This window comes from Caulobacter ginsengisoli (assembly GCF_030814835.1).
GTDB lineage: Bacteria > Pseudomonadota > Alphaproteobacteria > Caulobacterales > Caulobacteraceae > Caulobacter > Caulobacter ginsengisoli.
Map to the genome: position 1 here is coordinate 130,038 of NZ_JAUSVS010000001.1, position 16,053 is coordinate 146,090.

Consider the following 16,053-nt stretch of genomic DNA (forward strand, 5'->3'; position numbering starts at 1 on the left):
TCCGATGAGCCTGCGCGCCAGTCTCAGGTCCGGGGTCGCGGCGGTCTGTATCGCCAGCGTCGTCGCGCCCGCCGGCATGGCGGCGCCGGCGGCGGCCGCGCGTCCGGTGCTGGACGTGCGCGTCGCCCAGGCCAAGGACTTCTCGCGCCTGGAATTCCACTGGGCCGCGCCGGCCACCGTCACCAGCCGCCGCGAGGGCGATCAGCTGGTGCTGCGCTTCAGTCGCGACGCCAGGCCCGACATCGCCCAGCTGAAGATCGCCCCGCCGCCGCGCATCCAGAAGGTGGAGGCCAGGCACGTCGGCGGCCGGCTGGAACTTTGGCTGACGCTCAGCCCCGACGCCGATTTCAAGCTGGGCTCGGCCGACGGCGCCAGCTTCCTCAACGTCTTCGCCAAGGCCGCCCCCCCGCCGCCGGCCCCGGCCCCGCCGCCGCCGGAAGCGCCGCCCCCGCCGCCGCGCCCCAACCCCGTGCCGGCCAGCGGCGTCGTCGCCCTGCGCCCCGAGGTGGTCGGCGGCCAGGTCAAGCTGCATTTCGACTGGAAGAACCCGCTGGGCGCCGCCGTATTCAGGCGCGGCGAGGCGCTCTGGGTGGTGTTCGACGCCTCCGCCAAGCTCGATATTTCCAAGGCCCCCAAGGGCGTTGGCCAGTACAGCGCCATCCAGGCCCTGCGCGGCTCCAACTGGTCGGCCGTCCGCATCGTTTCGCCCCGCACCACCCCGGTCGCCATCGTCGGCGAGGGCGGCAGCTGGACCCTGCTGCTGGGCCCCGGCCCGATGGGCGCGCGCGGGGGGGCCATCACGGTCAGCCGCGACGAGGAAAGCGCCGAGGCTGGCCTCAGCGCCGTGCTGGCCGGCGCCGGCATCCCGGTCTGGGTCGACGACCCCGCGGTCGGCGACCGCATCGGTGTGGTGCCGGCCCTGGCGCCGGCCAAGGCCCTGGGCTCGCGCCGGGAATATGTCGACCTGGCCCTGCTGCCGACCATCCAGGGCCTGGCGGTCGAGACCTATGCCAGCGACGTGGTGATCAGCGTCGACGGCGACCTGGTCCATATCGGCCGGCCCACGGGTCTGGCTCTGTCGCCCAGCTCCGCCACCGGCCTGCGCCTGGCCGCCCGCGACGGCGCCCCCAAGGCCGCCACCATGCCCGGCCTGATCGGCGAGGACTGGGCCCATACCCGCTCGGGCGGCTTCATCGCCCGCTACAACGCCCTGGAGGCCGCCGCCGCCGCCGAGGACGCCAAGGGGCAGGGCGGCCAGGCGCCATCCACCGAGGCCCGCATGGCCCTGGCCCGCTTCCTGGTCGGCAACGAACTGGCCTTCGAGGCCATCGGCGTGCTCGACGCCGCCGCCAAGGCGCGCGAGACCCTCAAGGGCGAAGCCGAGTTCCGCGGCCTGCGCGGCATCGCCAATGTCATGGCCGGCCGCCTGAAGGAGGCCGAGGCCGATTTCGCCTCGCCCGTGCTGGGCGACGATCCGGCCAGCGCCAACTGGCGCGGCTATATCGCCGACCGCCTGGGCCAGTATTCCGACGCCCGCCAGAAGTTCGACGCCGGCACCCAGGCGCTGAGCCAGTTCCCGACCGTCTGGCGCGTCCGCTTTGCTCGCGCCAACGCCGAGGCCGCCCTGGCCCTGGGCGACATGACCACCGCCAACGCCCATATCTCCGAGGCCCTCAACGAGCGGGTCTCGCCGCTGGAAGAGCTGCAGTCGCGGCTGATCCAGGCCCGGCTGATGGAGGCCCTGGGCGACAAGGGCCGGGCGCTGGGCGTCTATCAGGCGATCAGCCGGGCCGGCAGCCAGCAGGTCGCGGCTCCCGCCCTGCTGCGCGCCACCCAGATCAAGCTGGACGCCGGCCAGATCTCGCCGACCGAGGCGGCCAGCGTCTTCGACGGCCTGCGCTACCGCTGGCGCGGCGACGCCACCGAGCTGGAGACCATCCGCCTGCTGGGCCAGCTCTACCTGCAACAGGGCCGCTACCGCGAGGCGCTGGAAGCCCTGCGCTCCGCCGGCCAGCGCCAGCCGGACTCGCCCCAGGCCATCCAGCTGTCGGCCGACCTCAACGCCGCCTTCCGCGGCCTCTTCCTCGACGGCCTGGCCGACGGGTTGCAGCCGATCCAGGCGCTCGGCCTGTTCGACGACTTCCGTGACCTGACCCCCATCGGCGCCGACGGCGACCTGATGGTGCGCAAGATGGTGCGCCGACTGATCGACGTCGACCTGCTGGACCGCGCCGCCGAGCTTTTGCAGTACCAGGTCGACAACCGCCTGGATGGCGTGCCCAAGGCCCAGGTCTCCACGGACCTGGCCACCGTCTATCTGATGAACCGCCAGCCCGAGAAGGCGCTGGACGCCATCAACGCCAGCCGCACCACCCTGCTGCCGACCGCCCTCAACGCCGAGCGCCGGATCATCACCGCCCGGGCCCTGATGAGCCTGGGCCGCCTCGACGCCGCCGCCGAAATCCTCGAACCCGACAGCTCGCCCGAGGCCCAGGAGGCAAAGGCCGAGATCGCCTGGAAGGGCCACGCCTGGCCCCTGGCCGGCCAGCTGTTCGAAAAGGGCCTGGGCGAGCGCTGGAAAGACGCCAACCCCCTGACCCTCGACGAGGAAGGCCGCCTCCTACGGGCCGGGGTGGCCTACAGCCTGGCCGGCGACGACGCCTCGCTGACCCGCCTGCGCGGCCAGTACCAGGGCTTCTTCCAGCGCGCCCGCAACCCCGACGCCCTGCGCGTGGCCTTCACCGAGGTCCAGACCGGAACCTACAACGCCAACGACTTCAGCCGCGCCGTCGCCGATGACGCCACCTTCACCGGCTGGGTGGTGAAGATGAAGCAGCGGTTCCGGGATCGGCCGGCGCCGGTGGGGCCGGCGACGACCAAGCAGGCGGTCGGCGCCATGAGCAGCGGGGCTAAGGGGTAGGACCTCGACAACCGGCTGCTGAGGGACCTACCGTCTGGCGATGAAGCGTTTCACCGTCAGCCTCGCCGCCTTGATTGCCCTGGTGGCGGTTCAGCACTCCATGGCGGCTCAGCCGCCCCAACCCGGCGCCGCCGTCTCTCCGCCGCCGACGGCCGAGCGGCTGGAGGTCAGGCGGCGGGTGATCGAGGACTCCCTGGCGCTGCACAGCCGGTTACGAGGGGACGCAGGCCTGGTCGTCGATCCGCCGGGGGACAGCGTCATCCGCATCGCTCGAATGCCTGCCGGCGTCGCCGTCGCCACCGCGACCAGCCTGGTGGCCGTGCGTTCGCCGTCGGGGTGGCGGCTGGAGGCTATCTCTGTCGATGAAATGTGCTTCGCATGCGCGAGCCAAGCGCCCCGCATCGTGGCCGTGCCGGACGACGATGGCCGGCGGATCGACGCCCTGCTGGCCGAGCGGGACTTCTACGCCCAGCCCGTCGACATCACCCACCCCGGCGCCTACGACGGCGAGGTCGTGTATGTCGAGGTGCGGACGCCCGCGGGGCGATGGAACGGTATGCAGTTCAAAGGCCTGGAGGGTCAGGCCGGCGCCCTGGCCGAAATCCTCTTCCGATTGGTCGGCTAGTTCTGGGCGCGCTCGACGCCGGGACGCAGGCCGGCCTATCGTCAGGGCATGCATCGCCTCCTTGTCGGACTCTTCGCCTCGCAGATCGTCTGGCTCGCCACCGTGGCGGCGGCGGCTTGCCCGACCCTGGCCAGTTTCGATACCGGCGCCGCTACGGGCCAGTTCGGTTCGGTCGTCCTTGGTCCGTCCCGGGCGCCCGCGCCAGCCCGCCCCTCCGCGCCGATGCCCGAAGGCCGACTGGAGGAAACGGTCGTTAGCCTTGAGCGCTCAGCCTGCTACGGCCGCTGTCCAACCTATCGTGTCGAACTGAGGGGCGATGGCACCGCCCGCTTCGAAGGCGAGCGCGACGTCCTGCTGATCGGCGAGCGCGTCATGCCCCTGGACCCGTCGGCCTTCGCCTGTCTGCTGGATCACCTGCGCGAGGCCGACTTCTGGTCGCTGCCCGACGAGTATGTCGCCAACGTCACGGACGGGCCGACCTATATGCTGACGGTGTCGATCGGCGGTCGCGCCAAGACCGTGAAGGACTACAGAGGTCGCATCGTCGGCATGCCGCGCGCGGTATCGCAGATCGAGGCCGAGATCGACGCTCTGGGGGCCGCGCCCTGGATCAACGGCAACGACCGCACCTTGCCGCTGCTGGAGGCGGCCGGTTTCGATTTCCGCTCACCAGCAGGCGGGAAACTGCTGGCTGGGGCGGTTCTGCGCCACAATGACGCCCTGGCGCTGGCCTTGCTGGCGAGGGGGGCGCCCGCCTGGGGAGATGCGCCTCTGGTGGCGGCCGACAGTGGTAACGCGGTCCTCCTCAAGGCTCTGATCGAGGCAGGCGCCGTGGGGCCGGGCGCCCCGGCCGACATGAAGGAGCGCATCCTGCTCGCCGCGGCGGATTCAGGCGACCTGGAGGTGCTCAAGCTGGCTTTGAGCGTCGGTCCCGATGTCAATGCAAGGAGCGCGCGGGGCACGGCGCTGGTGGAGGTCGTTGATCCCTATTGGTCACGCAGCTCCGGGGCGGGAACTCGGGGTCAGGATCAGGCGACGGCGGTAAAGCTGCTGCTGGACGCCGGCGCCGACGTCAACGCTCACGACGAGGATGGCGGCACCGCGCTTCACCGGGCTGACTATCCGGAGGTTGTCCGGTTGCTCATAGCGGCCGGCGCGAACGTCAACGCGCGCGACAATGAAGGCAGCGCGCCCCTCCACAAGACCTGGAACGCCGAGATTGCGCGGCTGCTCATCGAAGCCGGCGCCGAGGTGGACGCCCGGGACAATCTGGACCGAACGCCGCTTCTGGTCATCGACGACGATGGCGTGGCCCTGCAGCTCCTGCAGGCGGGGGCCGACCCCAGGGCGGCCGACAAGTTCGGGGAGACGGTCCTCAAGCGCGCCCGCTACCATCGATGGAAACAGGCCCTGGCCCTGTTGAAGGCCAAGGGCATTCGCTAACGGCTAGGATTTCGCCCGCGGCGCATAGCTCACCCGCCCGACCTCGCTGACCCGGCCGCCCGCCACCCGGCCCTCGACCAGCTCATAGCCCATCAGGGCGAACACCCGGCCCTTCCAGAAGATCGGCCGGGCGTTGCCGTACCAGTCGACGCAGGAGGCGACGCAACTATCGTCCCTTATGTCGGTGTCACCGGCGGCCAGTTCGCCCAGGCCCGACAGCCTGCGGTCCTGGCGGCGGACGAAGACCATGGCCGTCGAGTTTTCGAACAGCTGGCGATAGACCGGCCGGGCCGGGCGGGCGACCGGCAGGCCCATGATGCCCGAGGCGCCGTCGGGCGAGTCGTCATCGGCGCGGTAGAAGAAGGCGTGACTGCGGCTCTCGGCCTCGCTGGCCTCGGCCCGCACGTAGCGATCACCGACGCGTGGGGCCGCCCCCCGAGGCAGTTCGATGGTGGTGAACACCACCCCGCCCTTCTCGCCGCCGATGACGATGGCGTCGCCGCCCAGGAGGTCGAGGCGGTCGATGCTCTGGCCCAGGGCCAGCTGGGTGACCGGGCCGCCGCGCACCGGGACGACGGTCAGGGTCGAGTCGCCGGCCTGCGGCGAACCCCAGCCGCGTCCCAGGCCATAGAGCAGGTAGTCGCCGGCGAAGCGGTTCTGGAAGGCCCAGGCGTTGCCCTTGGGCTTAGGCAGCAGGCGGTAGCGTTCACGCCGCGCCTCGTAGCGGCCATCGCCGAAGGCGCTGATCGGCAGGCGCAGCAGCGCTACGGTCCCGTTGCTGAACTCGGGCCGCCACATGGCGTCGCCATAGCCCTCGCTGCGGACCAGGACGTTCAGCACGCCCTCGGCGGCGTCCTCGCGGAACGAGAACTGATCGACCGGCGCTCCCCGCGCCTTCACGGCCGACGGCCGGCCGCCGTCCAGGGGCAGGCGGTAGAGGCGCGAACTGGGCGGGCCGCCGCTCCGCCGGTAGTAGTAGCTCTGCTCGATGGTCCACAGATAGATGGCCGAGCCGGAGACATAGAAGTTCCGCGAGGATGAGCCCAGGACGCCGATGGCCTTGCAGTCCATCACCGGGGTGGTGACGTCGCAGGTAGTGACGCTGTGCAGGACCTCGATCTGGGCGCTCGTGTCGTCGCGAAGGTCGCGCGGGATGTAGATCTGCCGCCCACCGGCGATGCGCTTGAAGCCGCTGTTTCCCGTCTGGCCCGACCAGCGGCGCAGGGCCGGCATGACCTCCATCGGGTCCTTGCTCCAGCCCAGCCACAGGGGCGTGTAGAAGACCAGTTTGCGGCCGATCAGCCGCGAGGCGTAGTTGCGGTCGCTGTAATAGTCGTTGGACTTGAGCTGGTACGCGTCAAGGAAGGTCAGGCCGCCGGCGTCGTCGATCCTGAACCGGTTGATCTCGGTCCCGCTCCGCGCATAGCTGTAGCCGATCACCACGACCAGATCGTCGCTGACCAGCATCTCATCATACCAGCTGCCCCGGCCGTCGACGCCCGGCGGATAGGCGTTGATCGCCGCGACCGGCGTCATGGTCCCTCTGGCCACCGAGACCGTGAACAGCCGGCCGCGCCGCAGGATGACCAGGTGATCGCCATGCGTCTTGACGATGTCGCCCTCGTCGACATTGGCCTCCTGGTTGTTGGTGATGCCCGGCGCGGCGACCTTGCTGGCGAGGGCCGGCGCGTCGGCGGCCGGCGCCGCCGCGGCGGACGGCATCACCGCCGGTGGCGGAGGCGGGGCCACGGCGGCCGTTACGACGAGGTCGGCCGGCGCCGACTCGACGTTGGAATAGCGCGCCTCGTCGGCCTTGCGGCGCTTGATCAGGAACTGTCGAAACTCTGCGTCCGAGGCGAAGGCGATCAGGCCGCCCGACGGCGTCGCAGCCGAGGCGCTGAAGTCCTGCGACAGGCCGGCGACCGTGACGAACAGGCCGAGCATCGCGCCGATCAGGACCCGCCTTATTGTCCGCCGTCCGGTAGCCGCCATGGCGCTTCCCCTGATTTCAACCGACGATCCGCGCGGTGCGAGGCGCTGTCAATCGGGCGGCGGTGACAGAAGGGCGGAGCGGCGATACCAATGGCTCCTTCCTGGAGGGGCCAGCATGCGCTCAATCGCGATGATCGCCGCTGTGATGTCGCTGGCCGCCTGCCAGCCCGCCGCCGGGCCGCGCCCCAAAGATCCGCCGCCGCCTCTGACGGCCGAAACCCAGGCGGAACTGGAACGCCAGATTCAGGGCGCCAACGCCTTGGACGCCGACCTGCGCGGCAAGGTCGGCCTTCCCGCCGAGCCGGCCGGCGACACGGTTATCCGCATCGTGCAGGGTTCGTTCATGAACCGCAGCCAGGAAAGCCTGGTCGCGGCCCGGACTTCCGCCGGCTGGCGGCTGGAGTGGGTGGACGGCAAATTCGCCACGGATTCCGACAAAGCCACGCCGGCGCGGCTGCGCGTCATCGCCGTGCCGCCAGCGGATGGCCAACGTCTCGACGCACTGCTGGCCGATCCGGCCCTGTTCAGGCAGTCAACCTACGAGACCCGCCCTGGCTGCATGGATGGCGGCGCCGCCGTGATCGATATCCGCACCCCCACGGCCCGTTGGACCGGCTACCGGCAATGTGGCGGCGATCCGCCGGTCTCGAAGGTGACGGACATCCTGTTCGAACTACGGCCGCCTGAGTGAGGCCTAGCCGCTTGGCGCCCCGCGGTGGAAACTCTCCACCAGGCTCCCCGCCACCAGCCGCCAGCCGTCCACGAGGACGAAGAAGATCAGCTTGAACGGCAGGCTGACCACGACCGGGGGCAGCATCATCATCCCCATGCTCATCAGGACGCTGGCCACCACCAGGTCGATGACCAGGAAGGGGACGAAGAGCAAAAAGCCGATTTCGAAGGCGCGCTTCAGTTCCGAGATCATGAAGGCCGGGGTGACCACCTGGAGGGGCAGGGTCTGCAGGTTGGTGGTCTTGGGGGTCTTGGAGAGGCGGATGAACAGGGCCAGGTCGTCGCGATCCACCTGTTTGAGCATGAAGGTCTTCACCGGACCGCCGGCCGCGTTGAAGGCCGCCGGCAGCTCCATAGTGTGGTTGAGCAGCGGCTTGACCCCCTGGTCGTAGCTCTGCTGGAAGGTCGGGCCCATGACGATGGCGGTGAGGAACAGCGACAGGCTGATGATCACCGCGTTGGGCGGGCTCTGCTGCAGGCCCAGAGCCGTGCGCAGCAGCGACAGCACCACCACGATGCGCACGAAGCTGGTGGTCATGATGACGATCGAGGGCGCCAGGCTGAGCACCGTCATCAGCCCGATCAGCTGCACGACCCGGTCGGTCAGCCCGGCCCCGGTGCCCAGGTCGATGTTCACCGCCTGGGCCGCGGCGGCGGCCGGCCAGATCAGGCTGGCCAGGGTGCAGACCAGGGCCAGCATCGCCGCTCGCCGGGCTTCGGCGGGAGGCAGGCCGGTGACCTTTGCCCAGAGCTTGGCGACAGCGCGCATCATGCGGCGGGCTCCACGGTCTTTCGCGCCGGACGTTTTGTCCGGCCTGTTTCTTGCAACGCGGTGTCGATGAGTAATTGGCCTTCGCCCAGCAGGATCAGCCGCTCGCGGCCGTCCAGGCTGACCAGCACCAGCCGACGGGCGGGATCCAGCGGCAGGCTCTCGATCAGGGTCAGGCGACGCTCGCGCTTGAGCATCGACATCCGGGCGATGGTCTCGGGGCCGTATTTGCGCATCACCACGGCGGCCAGGCCGATCAGGCCCAGCGTCACGGCCAGGGCGAAGACAGCCCGCAGGAGCAGCACGAAATCCATCGCACATGCTGTGCCCGGCAAACCTTAAGTCGCGATTAACCCTGTTCGTTCACGAATGCAGACCATGGACATAGGCGAAATCCCGCTCTTTGCGATGCTGCGCCAGCGCCTGGGCTATCTGGGCGAGCGTCAGCGGGTCATCGGCCAGAATGTCGCCAACGCCGACACGCCCAACTACCGGCCTGTCGACCTCAAGCCCTTCTCCTTCAAGGCCGCGCTCGATGGTCAGACGCAGGGGGGGCGGACGTGGGGCGGCCAGACGCAGGACGGCATGGGACAGGCCCCGCCTCTCACGGGCGGAGCCCTGGTCCTGCAACAAACCGAGCCCGGCCAAATGCCGGGCTTTGCGCCATTGAAGCCCGGCACGACCTTCAAGTCGAAGACCGCCGACGATTCCGAGACCACGCTCGACGGCAATTCCGTCAATCTCGAAGACCAGATGATCAAGATGAGCGACGCCCGCACTCAGTACGACGCGGCGATCGGTTTCTATCAGAAGTCACTCGGACTGCTGCGCATGGCCGCGCGGCGGCCCGGCGGCTAGGAAAGAGTAGGCTATGAGTTCGATCAAAGGGCCCGCCGATACCGCCATGTCGGTCGCCGCCTCGGGGCTGCGCGCCCAGCAGGCGCGGATGCGGATCATCGCCGAGAACCTGGCCAACGCCAATTCCACCGCCCGCACGCCCGGCGGCGATCCCTATCGCCGGCAGATCCCGATCTTCGAGGCCAAGGCGGTCAATGGCGGCCAGGGGGTCAAGATGACCCGGGTCGCGCCGGACACGGCGGACTTCAAGTCGACCTACGATCCCGGCAATCCTTCGGCCGACGCCAAGGGCTATGTGAAGCTGCCCAATGTCGATCCGCTGATCGAGGCGCTGGACATGAAGGAGGCCCAGCGGGCCTACGAGGCCAACCTCAACGTCATCGAGACGGCGCGCGCCATGGAAGCGCGCACCCTCGATCTGCTGCGCAAGTAGGCCGCTAGATGATCACCCCCTTCGCCGCCGCCAAGGCCTATTCCGCCCTGCAGGGCCAGGCCATGGGCGGCATCACCGACACCATGGGCGGCGCGGCCAAGACCGGGCCGGACTTCGGCGACCTGGTCAAATCGGCCATGACCGACGCGGTGCAGTCCTCCAAGACCGCCGAAAGCCAGATCGCCAAGCAGGTGGCCGGCAAGGCCGACCTGATCGATGTAGTGACCTCGATCTCCTCCGCCGAGGCCAGTCTCGAAACCGTGATGGCCGTGAGAGATCAGGTGATCTCGGCCTATCAAGAGATCATGCGGATGCCTATCTAGCTATACGCTAGCTTTCCATAGGCAGCCGAACAGACGTCGACGCACGCTACCGCTCCGGTTGCTGATGACGTTCAGCAACATGAACCCAAGATAACGGCGCGGCTCGGGATCGTTTCAGGCTCGCTGGTGTTTATTTCCAATCATCGCAACCCCTCAAAGGGTCGCGACCCTGAAAGGAGAAGCACCATGAAGAAAATCATCCTTGGTCTTGCCGCCACCGCCGCTCTCGCCGCCGCCATGCCGGCCGCCGCCCAGAGCTTTGCGCCCTCGCTGCGCCAGGTGAACTATCGCGAAGCCCAGCTCAATCAGCAGATTCGCTATGGCGCCCAGCGCGGGGCCCTGACCGGCTATGAGGTGCGCGACCTGCGCATCAAGCTGGCCGAGGTCGACCGGCTGGAACGCTACTACGTCCGCAGCGGCGGCTATGCCAGCTATCAGGAGATCGCCGTCCTGAACCGCAAGCTGGACAACATCGCCTATCTGCTGCGGGTCAACATGCGCGACGACCAGCGGCGTGGCGACGGCTGGCGCGACCGCTACGGCCGCTGGCACGACGGCTATGACCGCAACAACGATGGCTATCCGGACAACGACTGGAACCGGGACGGCTATCCCGACCGTGGCTGGTAAATCAGTCCCGGAAAACTGAAGGAGAGGGCGGTCTTCGGGCCGCCCTTTTCTTCGAGCGCCCGGTTATTCGCCAGATGAACCCAAGATAACGAGCGCCTCAGGATCGTTTCATCCGCCGGGGTGTTTAGTGCAGTCATCGTCTGACCCCACCGGGAAGGACCTGTAAGGAGTTAGACCATGAACAAGTTTCTGCTGACCATCGCCGCCAGCGCCGCCGTCCTGGCCGCCATGCCCGCCGCCGCGCAATCCTACGGCGGCGGCTATCCGCAGCGCCCGACCCCCGCCCCCAACTATGACCGCGGCAACGACAACCGCGGTGATGACCGTGGCGACTATCGTGGCGAGCGCGGTGACCGGGGCGGCTGGGGCCAAGGCCAGGCGATCAACGCCCGTCAGGCCCAGATCCAACGCCAGATCGATATGGGCGTTCGTCGGGGTTCGCTGAACCGCATGGAAGTCCGCGACCTGCGCTTCCGCCTCAACGAGGTCTCCAACCTGGAGCGCCAGTACCGCTTCCGCGGCGGTTCGCTGAGCCGCCAGGAGGCCGCCGTGCTCAGCCGCAAGCTGGACTTCGTCGAGCAGCTGCTGCGCCGCGACCTGCGCGACGGCGATCGCCGTGGCGGTCCGCGCCGGGGCTACTAGTCCCAGCGATCCGAACAAGAGAAAGGGCGGTCTTCGGGCCGCCCTTTTTCATGAACCGAACATAACGGCGACCTCAGCAGCCTGTCAGGCTGGCCAGTGTCTAACGGGGTCAACGTCCGATCCCCCCAACCCACCCCACTGGGACGGCGAGCTGAAGGAGTAACGACCATGAAGAAGATTCTGCTGACCCTGGCCGCCGGCGCCGCCGTCCTGGCCGCCATGCCCGCCACCGCCGCCCCCAGCGTGGGTCCCGGCCCGCGTCCGCGCCCGCCCGTCTCCTCGCCGCCCTTCATCGACGCCAGCCGCGCCATCGACGCCCGCCGCATGGAAATCGGCCGCCGTATCGACATGGGCGCCCGGCGCAGGACCCTGACCCGTCGCGAGGTCCGCGACCTGCGCTACCGGATGAACGACATCGCCATGCTGGAGCGGCAGTATCTGCGCAGCAACAACTTCATGAGCGTGCAGGAAGCCCGCGTCCTGGACCGCAGGCTGGACTTCGTCGAGCAGATGCTGCGCAACAGCCTGCGCGACGGCGACCGCCGCGGCGGGCCGCGCCGGGGCTGGTAAGGCTCAGCGACAGAATGGTGGAAAGGGCGGTCCTCGGGCCGCCCTTTTCATATCGGGCGGCGGGCCTCGTCGAGGTGGAAGGTCAGGTCCGCCCGGCAGCCGCCGGCCAGCATGTGGCGGGTGATGCGCTCGAAATGTTGGATGAAGCGGGCAAGCTCGGCCCGCCGGCCGGGCGGCAGTGGCCCGCCCAGCAGGCCCTCCTCCTGCTCACAGCGCCAGTCGAGCACGGTCTCGAAGCCCGGCGCGGCGAGGTGGACGATCAGATCGAAGCTGTCGAACAGCGCCGCATAACCGGTGGCCAGCCGGTCGTTGATCCAGGTCCGCCAGCGGCCGTCGCCATCGTTATCGCGCTCCAGATCGTTGATGGGCGCCGCGAGGGCTGTCGCATCCTGCGCCGTCGCGCCCAGGCACCAGCCGTCGATGACGATGACGCCGGGCCGAATCTCGAACATCGGACCGGGGGTCCGGTCATCGGCCAGCTTGTCGAAGGCGGGGAGGGCGGTGCGGCCACCCTGGTTCAGGCTGGTGACCGTGGATTGGAGCAGGGCCAGGTCATGCGTCCCCGGTGGCCCGCGCACGGCCAGCAGCGGGTGGACGTGCGCGGCGAGATCGGCCCGCTCGGTCTTGGTCAGATAGACGTCATCCAGCGAGAACTGCACGCCGCCGAGCCGCTCGCTTACGGCCCGGGCCAGGGTGGTCTTGCCCGATCCCTGCGCGCCAGCGATGCCGACGAGCGGTGGACGGCCGCGCCAAGGCAGGGTGGCGATGGCTTCCAGGACGGGGTCGAGAAGCGGCAGGTCCATGCCGCTTCTTCCGCTCTCCCCCGCTTGGCGTCTAGTGCGCCGGCGCCGCTTCCGCTTCGGCCCGCCATCCGGACGGTACCACCAGCGAGCCGATCACCGCCAATACGAACGCCGCCACCAGGGTGACGACGATGGCCGCGCCGGTGGGGAGGTCGAACAGCGAGGAGACCAGCAGGCCGGCCACATAGCCGACCACGCCCACGCCATAGCCGACCCACAGCCTCAGCTTCCCGGCGAACCGTCGCGAGGCCAGGGCCGGGACGATCAGGCTGGCGAACACCAGGTAGACCCCGACCAGCTGCACCGACTGGGTGACCACCAGGGCGAACAGCACATAGAAGCCGATCTGGCCCAGCTTCTGGCGAGCCAGGAACCAGACCGCCAGGGCGACGGCGTAGAAGATGGCGATGGGGATCAGGGTGGAGACCTGGACCCAGAGGATCTGGCCGACCAGCAGGTCCTTCAGATGCTCGCCGCCATGCGGGTTGTTGGCCAGCAGCAGCAGCTCCACGCAGGCGGCCAGCACGAACAGCACCCCGATCAGGGCCTCCTGCACGGCCGGCCAGGCCTTCTCGGTCCAGGTCAGGGCCAGGGCGCCGACCAGGGCGGCGACGCAGGCGGCGACCTGCACGTGCCAGCCCTGCGGCTCGGCCCCGAAGCTGGAGGCGATGGTCACCCCCAGCCCCGCCACCTGGGCGATGGCCAGGTCGATGAAGACGATGCCCCGGCTCAGCACCTGCTGGCCCATGGGGACGTGGGTGGCCAGCACCAGCAGCCCGGCCAGGAAGGCCGGCAGCAGGATGGAAAGCTCGATGGCGTTGTCGGTCATGGGTCTCTTACTTCAGCGCCGCCAGCAGGCGGGTGATGGTGTCGTCGTAAAGCGAATAGAGGTCCTTGGCGCCCGGCGTGCCGCCGATGGTGTAGGGCAGGACCACGGCGGGCTTGCCGGTCCGCTGGGCGATGAAGCTCGAGGAGCGGTCGTCCTCATAGGCCGAGCGAATGATCATCTTGACCGGCGTCTTCTGCAGGATGCCCAGCACCTGGGCCAGATAGCCGCTGGAGGCCGGCACGCCCGGCTTGGGTTCGAGCGCCACGACCCGGCGCAGGCCCAGCCAGTTCTCCAGATAGACCCAGGTCTTGTGCTGCACGGCGATGGGCTGGCCGCGCAGCGGGGCGGCCCGGGCCTGCCAGCGGTTGAGCGCCGCTTGCCATTTGACGGCGAAGGCGGCGTAGCGCTGCTGGTAGAGGGCCGCGTTGGCCGGGTCGATCTGGGCGAAGCGGGCGGCCAGGGCCTTGCCGACCGGCAGCATGACGCGCGGATCGCTCTGGATGTGCGGGTTGCCGGCCGCGTGGATGTCGCCGCCGGCCCGGTCCAGGCTGGTGGGCTTTTCCAGCAGGACGACATAGCGCGTCGCCTCGAAACTGCCGGGGGAGCCGGGGGCGATCTTCTTGTTGGCCGCCTGGGCCAGGATCTGCGGCAGCCAGCCGATCTCCAGTTCCGCGCCGGTGCAGACGGTGATGTCGGCGGCCCGGGCCTTGGCGATCAGGCTGGGGCGGGCCTGGATCTGGTGGGGGTCCTGCAGGGCGGTGGTGGCGGTGTAGGTGGTGACCTTCGGCCCGCCGATCTCGACCGACAGGGCGGCCCATTCCGGCTCGCAGGCAAAGACGCTGATCGCCCAGCTGGGGCTGGAGACCCCGATGGCCATCAGCAGGGCCAGGCCCAGTATTTTCAGAGGCTTACGCATGGGGGGATCCTTAGTAACGGTGGGCGCCGTGGGGGCCGTAGACGACGGTGTACTGCAGCCAGAGCTGGTCGCCGGCGTTCAGGTCGCCCTCGTCGCGGGTGTATTCCAGGCGGAAGCGGCCGAACTCGCTGGAGTCGTATTCGACGAGGGCGCTGGCGTTCCAGGCATTGTGGCCCAGGTCATCCAGGGTCGAGCCGGCCAGCGCGAACGGGACATCGCCGGCGCTCATCCGCGAATAGCGCAGGCCGGCGCTCCAGCGCGGGCGGAACTGGTAGACGGCCTGGGCATACCAGCCGCTGCGGTCGAGATCGGCGTTCAGGCCGTTGAACTGGCCCTTCTCATTGCCGAAGAAATACTCGCCGCTGAGCACCAGGTTGCGCTGCACGACATTGCCGCCGGGCGCCCATTTGAGGACACCGGAAACGATGCCCAGCTTGGTGTCGCCGGTGAAGCTGTCCAGCCCGTTGATGGGATCGAAGGTCTCGCGTCCGTCCGATTTGGCCCGGACATAGGACAGCGCGCCCAGCCAGCTCCAGCTGTCGTTGAAATCGCCGCCGGTGTGGACGAAGACGGTCTGGGTCCCCGCCCCGCGGCTGGCCGCGCCGCCGGCCGGGAAGCTGTCGCCGCGATAGGCTTCAGCGCCGAACTCCAGGAACATGCCGACCGGGGCCAGCCAGCGGATCTGCACCCCGTCATCGCCCAGCTGACCGCCCAACAGGGCGCGGTAGGGCAGGGGCATGTCGATGAATGACCAGTTGTGGGCGTGGCGCTCGTTCAGATAGCCGATGCCGGAGAAGAACCGCCCGCCCTTGAGGGTGAAACCGCCGGGGAGGGCGGTCGACTGGATGTAGGCCTCCTCGACATCGGCCGCGCCCTGGCCATCGAAGCTGACCGTCAGGTTGGCCGACATGTAGGGGTCGACGTTGGCGGCCAGGGTGATTTCCGACTCCGCCAGCGAGAAGCCGCGCACCGGCGGGCCGGCCTCGTCGCCCAGCGGGAAGCCGGCGATGCGCGACGCAGCGGGGTCGCGGGAGTCGGCGAAATAGTTGCCGTTAAGGACCACCGAGACGCCCGGGTTCTGGGCGTTGCCGTTGGCGGTCGGCGCGGCGACGGGCTCGGCGCTGGCCTCGTCGACCGGCGGCGACTGATCTTCCGAGCCGGCGGGCGGGGTGGCGTCGGCCGAAGCATCGGCGGTGTCGGTGGGGACTGCTGCTGGCGCCGCGGCCTGGGCCTGGGCCAGCTTGGCCTCCAGGGCGCTGATCCGGGCCTCGTAGTCAGCCCGCATCTGGGCGATTTCCTGCTGCAGGGTCGCCAGATCCGGCGCCGGTTCGGCCGCCTGGGCGGGCAGGGCGGTGAGGCTGATCGCGGCCACGGCGGCGCAGAGGCCCAGACGACTGACGGCGCGCTTCATGATCCCTCGCACAGGCTCAACGATATAAAGTAACTGTTACAGTATACCGTTTCTGAAGATCAAGCGGCCTTGTCAAATTTCTTGGGTTCCATTTGGGAACCAGATTTCGCCGAACGGGTTACCCGATTTGGGTGGGCTGCAACCTGCTCGCCGGGTT

17 protein-coding genes are annotated in these 16,053 nt (G+C 69.1%); 10 read left to right on the top strand and 7 right to left on the bottom strand.

Going from position 1 to position 16,053, the window contains the following annotated elements; translation table 11 throughout:
- The first annotated feature begins 4 nt into the window (after window positions 1–4).
- Genes QO010_RS00600 through QO010_RS00610 form a run of 3 tightly spaced genes read left to right on the top strand, consistent with a single transcriptional unit; the run spans window position 5 to window position 4,988 of the window.
- Window positions 5–2,920 carry a tetratricopeptide repeat protein gene (locus QO010_RS00600; RefSeq protein WP_307344632.1) on the top strand — a complete coding sequence of 972 codons (2,916 nt, stop codon included), beginning with the start codon at window positions 5–7 and terminating at the stop codon, window positions 2,918–2,920.
- Between the two features lie 40 nt (window positions 2,921–2,960).
- Window positions 2,961–3,545 carry a hypothetical protein gene (locus QO010_RS00605; RefSeq protein WP_307344634.1) on the top strand — a complete coding sequence of 195 codons (585 nt, stop codon included), beginning with the start codon at window positions 2,961–2,963 and terminating at the stop codon, window positions 3,543–3,545.
- Window positions 3,546–3,593: 48 nt separating this feature from the next.
- Window positions 3,594–4,988: a DUF6438 domain-containing protein gene (locus QO010_RS00610; RefSeq protein WP_307344636.1), complete on the top strand. Its 1,395-nt coding sequence runs from the start codon at window positions 3,594–3,596 to the stop codon at window positions 4,986–4,988.
- A gap of 3 nt (window positions 4,989–4,991) precedes the next feature.
- On the opposite strand, the gene QO010_RS00615 is transcribed toward QO010_RS00610, so the two are convergent.
- The gene (locus tag QO010_RS00615; protein WP_307344638.1) at window positions 4,992–6,980 is read right to left on the bottom strand and encodes a beta-propeller domain-containing protein; all 1,989 of its coding nucleotides are present in this window, start codon (window positions 6,978–6,980) and stop codon (window positions 4,992–4,994) included.
- Between the two features lie 115 nt (window positions 6,981–7,095).
- Here QO010_RS00615 and QO010_RS00620 point away from each other — a divergent pair, with 115 nt between their 5' ends.
- Entirely contained in the window at window positions 7,096–7,671 is a 576-nt protein-coding gene (locus QO010_RS00620; protein ID WP_307344640.1) for a hypothetical protein, read from the top strand.
- Window positions 7,672–7,674: 3 nt separating this feature from the next.
- Here the strand turns inward: QO010_RS00620 and fliP are convergent, their stop codons facing one another.
- On the bottom strand, window positions 7,675–8,412 hold the full coding sequence (fliP, locus tag QO010_RS00625) for a flagellar type III secretion system pore protein FliP (protein WP_370873716.1): 738 nt from the start codon (window positions 8,410–8,412) through the stop codon (window positions 7,675–7,677).
- A 68-nt stretch (window positions 8,413–8,480) separates the two neighbouring features.
- On the bottom strand, window positions 8,481–8,795 hold the full coding sequence (locus tag QO010_RS00630) for a flagellar biosynthetic protein FliO (RefSeq protein WP_307344641.1): 315 nt from the start codon (window positions 8,793–8,795) through the stop codon (window positions 8,481–8,483).
- 64 nt (window positions 8,796–8,859) lie between these two features.
- Here QO010_RS00630 and QO010_RS00635 point away from each other — a divergent pair, with 64 nt between their 5' ends.
- From QO010_RS00635 to QO010_RS00660, 6 genes are all read left to right on the top strand, one after another.
- Complete coding sequence (locus tag QO010_RS00635) at window positions 8,860–9,339, top strand: flagellar biosynthesis protein FlgB (protein WP_307344643.1); 480 nt, start codon at window positions 8,860–8,862, stop codon at window positions 9,337–9,339.
- A 13-nt stretch (window positions 9,340–9,352) separates the two neighbouring features.
- Window positions 9,353–9,772, top strand: coding sequence for a flagellar basal body rod protein FlgC (gene flgC / locus QO010_RS00640; RefSeq protein ID WP_307344645.1), 420 nt, complete (start codon window positions 9,353–9,355; stop codon window positions 9,770–9,772).
- 8 nt (window positions 9,773–9,780) lie between these two features.
- Complete coding sequence (gene fliE / locus QO010_RS00645) at window positions 9,781–10,095, top strand: flagellar hook-basal body complex protein FliE (protein ID WP_307344647.1); 315 nt, start codon at window positions 9,781–9,783, stop codon at window positions 10,093–10,095.
- A gap of 186 nt (window positions 10,096–10,281) precedes the next feature.
- Entirely contained in the window at window positions 10,282–10,725 is a 444-nt protein-coding gene (locus tag QO010_RS00650; protein WP_307344649.1) for a hypothetical protein, read from the top strand.
- A gap of 177 nt (window positions 10,726–10,902) precedes the next feature.
- Window positions 10,903–11,367, top strand: coding sequence for a hypothetical protein (locus tag QO010_RS00655; protein WP_307344651.1), 465 nt, complete (start codon window positions 10,903–10,905; stop codon window positions 11,365–11,367).
- A 168-nt stretch (window positions 11,368–11,535) separates the two neighbouring features.
- Entirely contained in the window at window positions 11,536–11,937 is a 402-nt protein-coding gene (locus QO010_RS00660; protein WP_307344653.1) for a hypothetical protein, read from the top strand.
- Window positions 11,938–11,984: 47 nt separating this feature from the next.
- Here QO010_RS00660 and QO010_RS00665 read toward each other — a convergent pair whose 3' ends face one another.
- From QO010_RS00665 to QO010_RS00680, 4 genes are read right to left on the bottom strand one after another with little or no spacing between them, the layout of a single operon-like run.
- Window positions 11,985–12,740: a kinase gene (locus QO010_RS00665; protein ID WP_307344655.1), complete on the bottom strand. Its 756-nt coding sequence runs from the start codon at window positions 12,738–12,740 to the stop codon at window positions 11,985–11,987.
- 31 nt (window positions 12,741–12,771) lie between these two features.
- Window positions 12,772–13,569, bottom strand: a complete 798-nt coding sequence (locus tag QO010_RS00670; protein WP_307344657.1) for a metal ABC transporter permease — start codon at window positions 13,567–13,569, stop codon at window positions 12,772–12,774.
- A gap of 7 nt (window positions 13,570–13,576) precedes the next feature.
- Window positions 13,577–14,485, bottom strand: a complete 909-nt coding sequence (locus tag QO010_RS00675; protein ID WP_307344659.1) for a metal ABC transporter substrate-binding protein — start codon at window positions 14,483–14,485, stop codon at window positions 13,577–13,579.
- A gap of 10 nt (window positions 14,486–14,495) precedes the next feature.
- On the bottom strand, window positions 14,496–15,896 hold the full coding sequence (locus tag QO010_RS00680; RefSeq protein ID WP_307344661.1) for a putative porin: 1,401 nt from the start codon (window positions 15,894–15,896) through the stop codon (window positions 14,496–14,498).
- Window positions 15,897–16,053 lie beyond the last annotated feature (157 nt).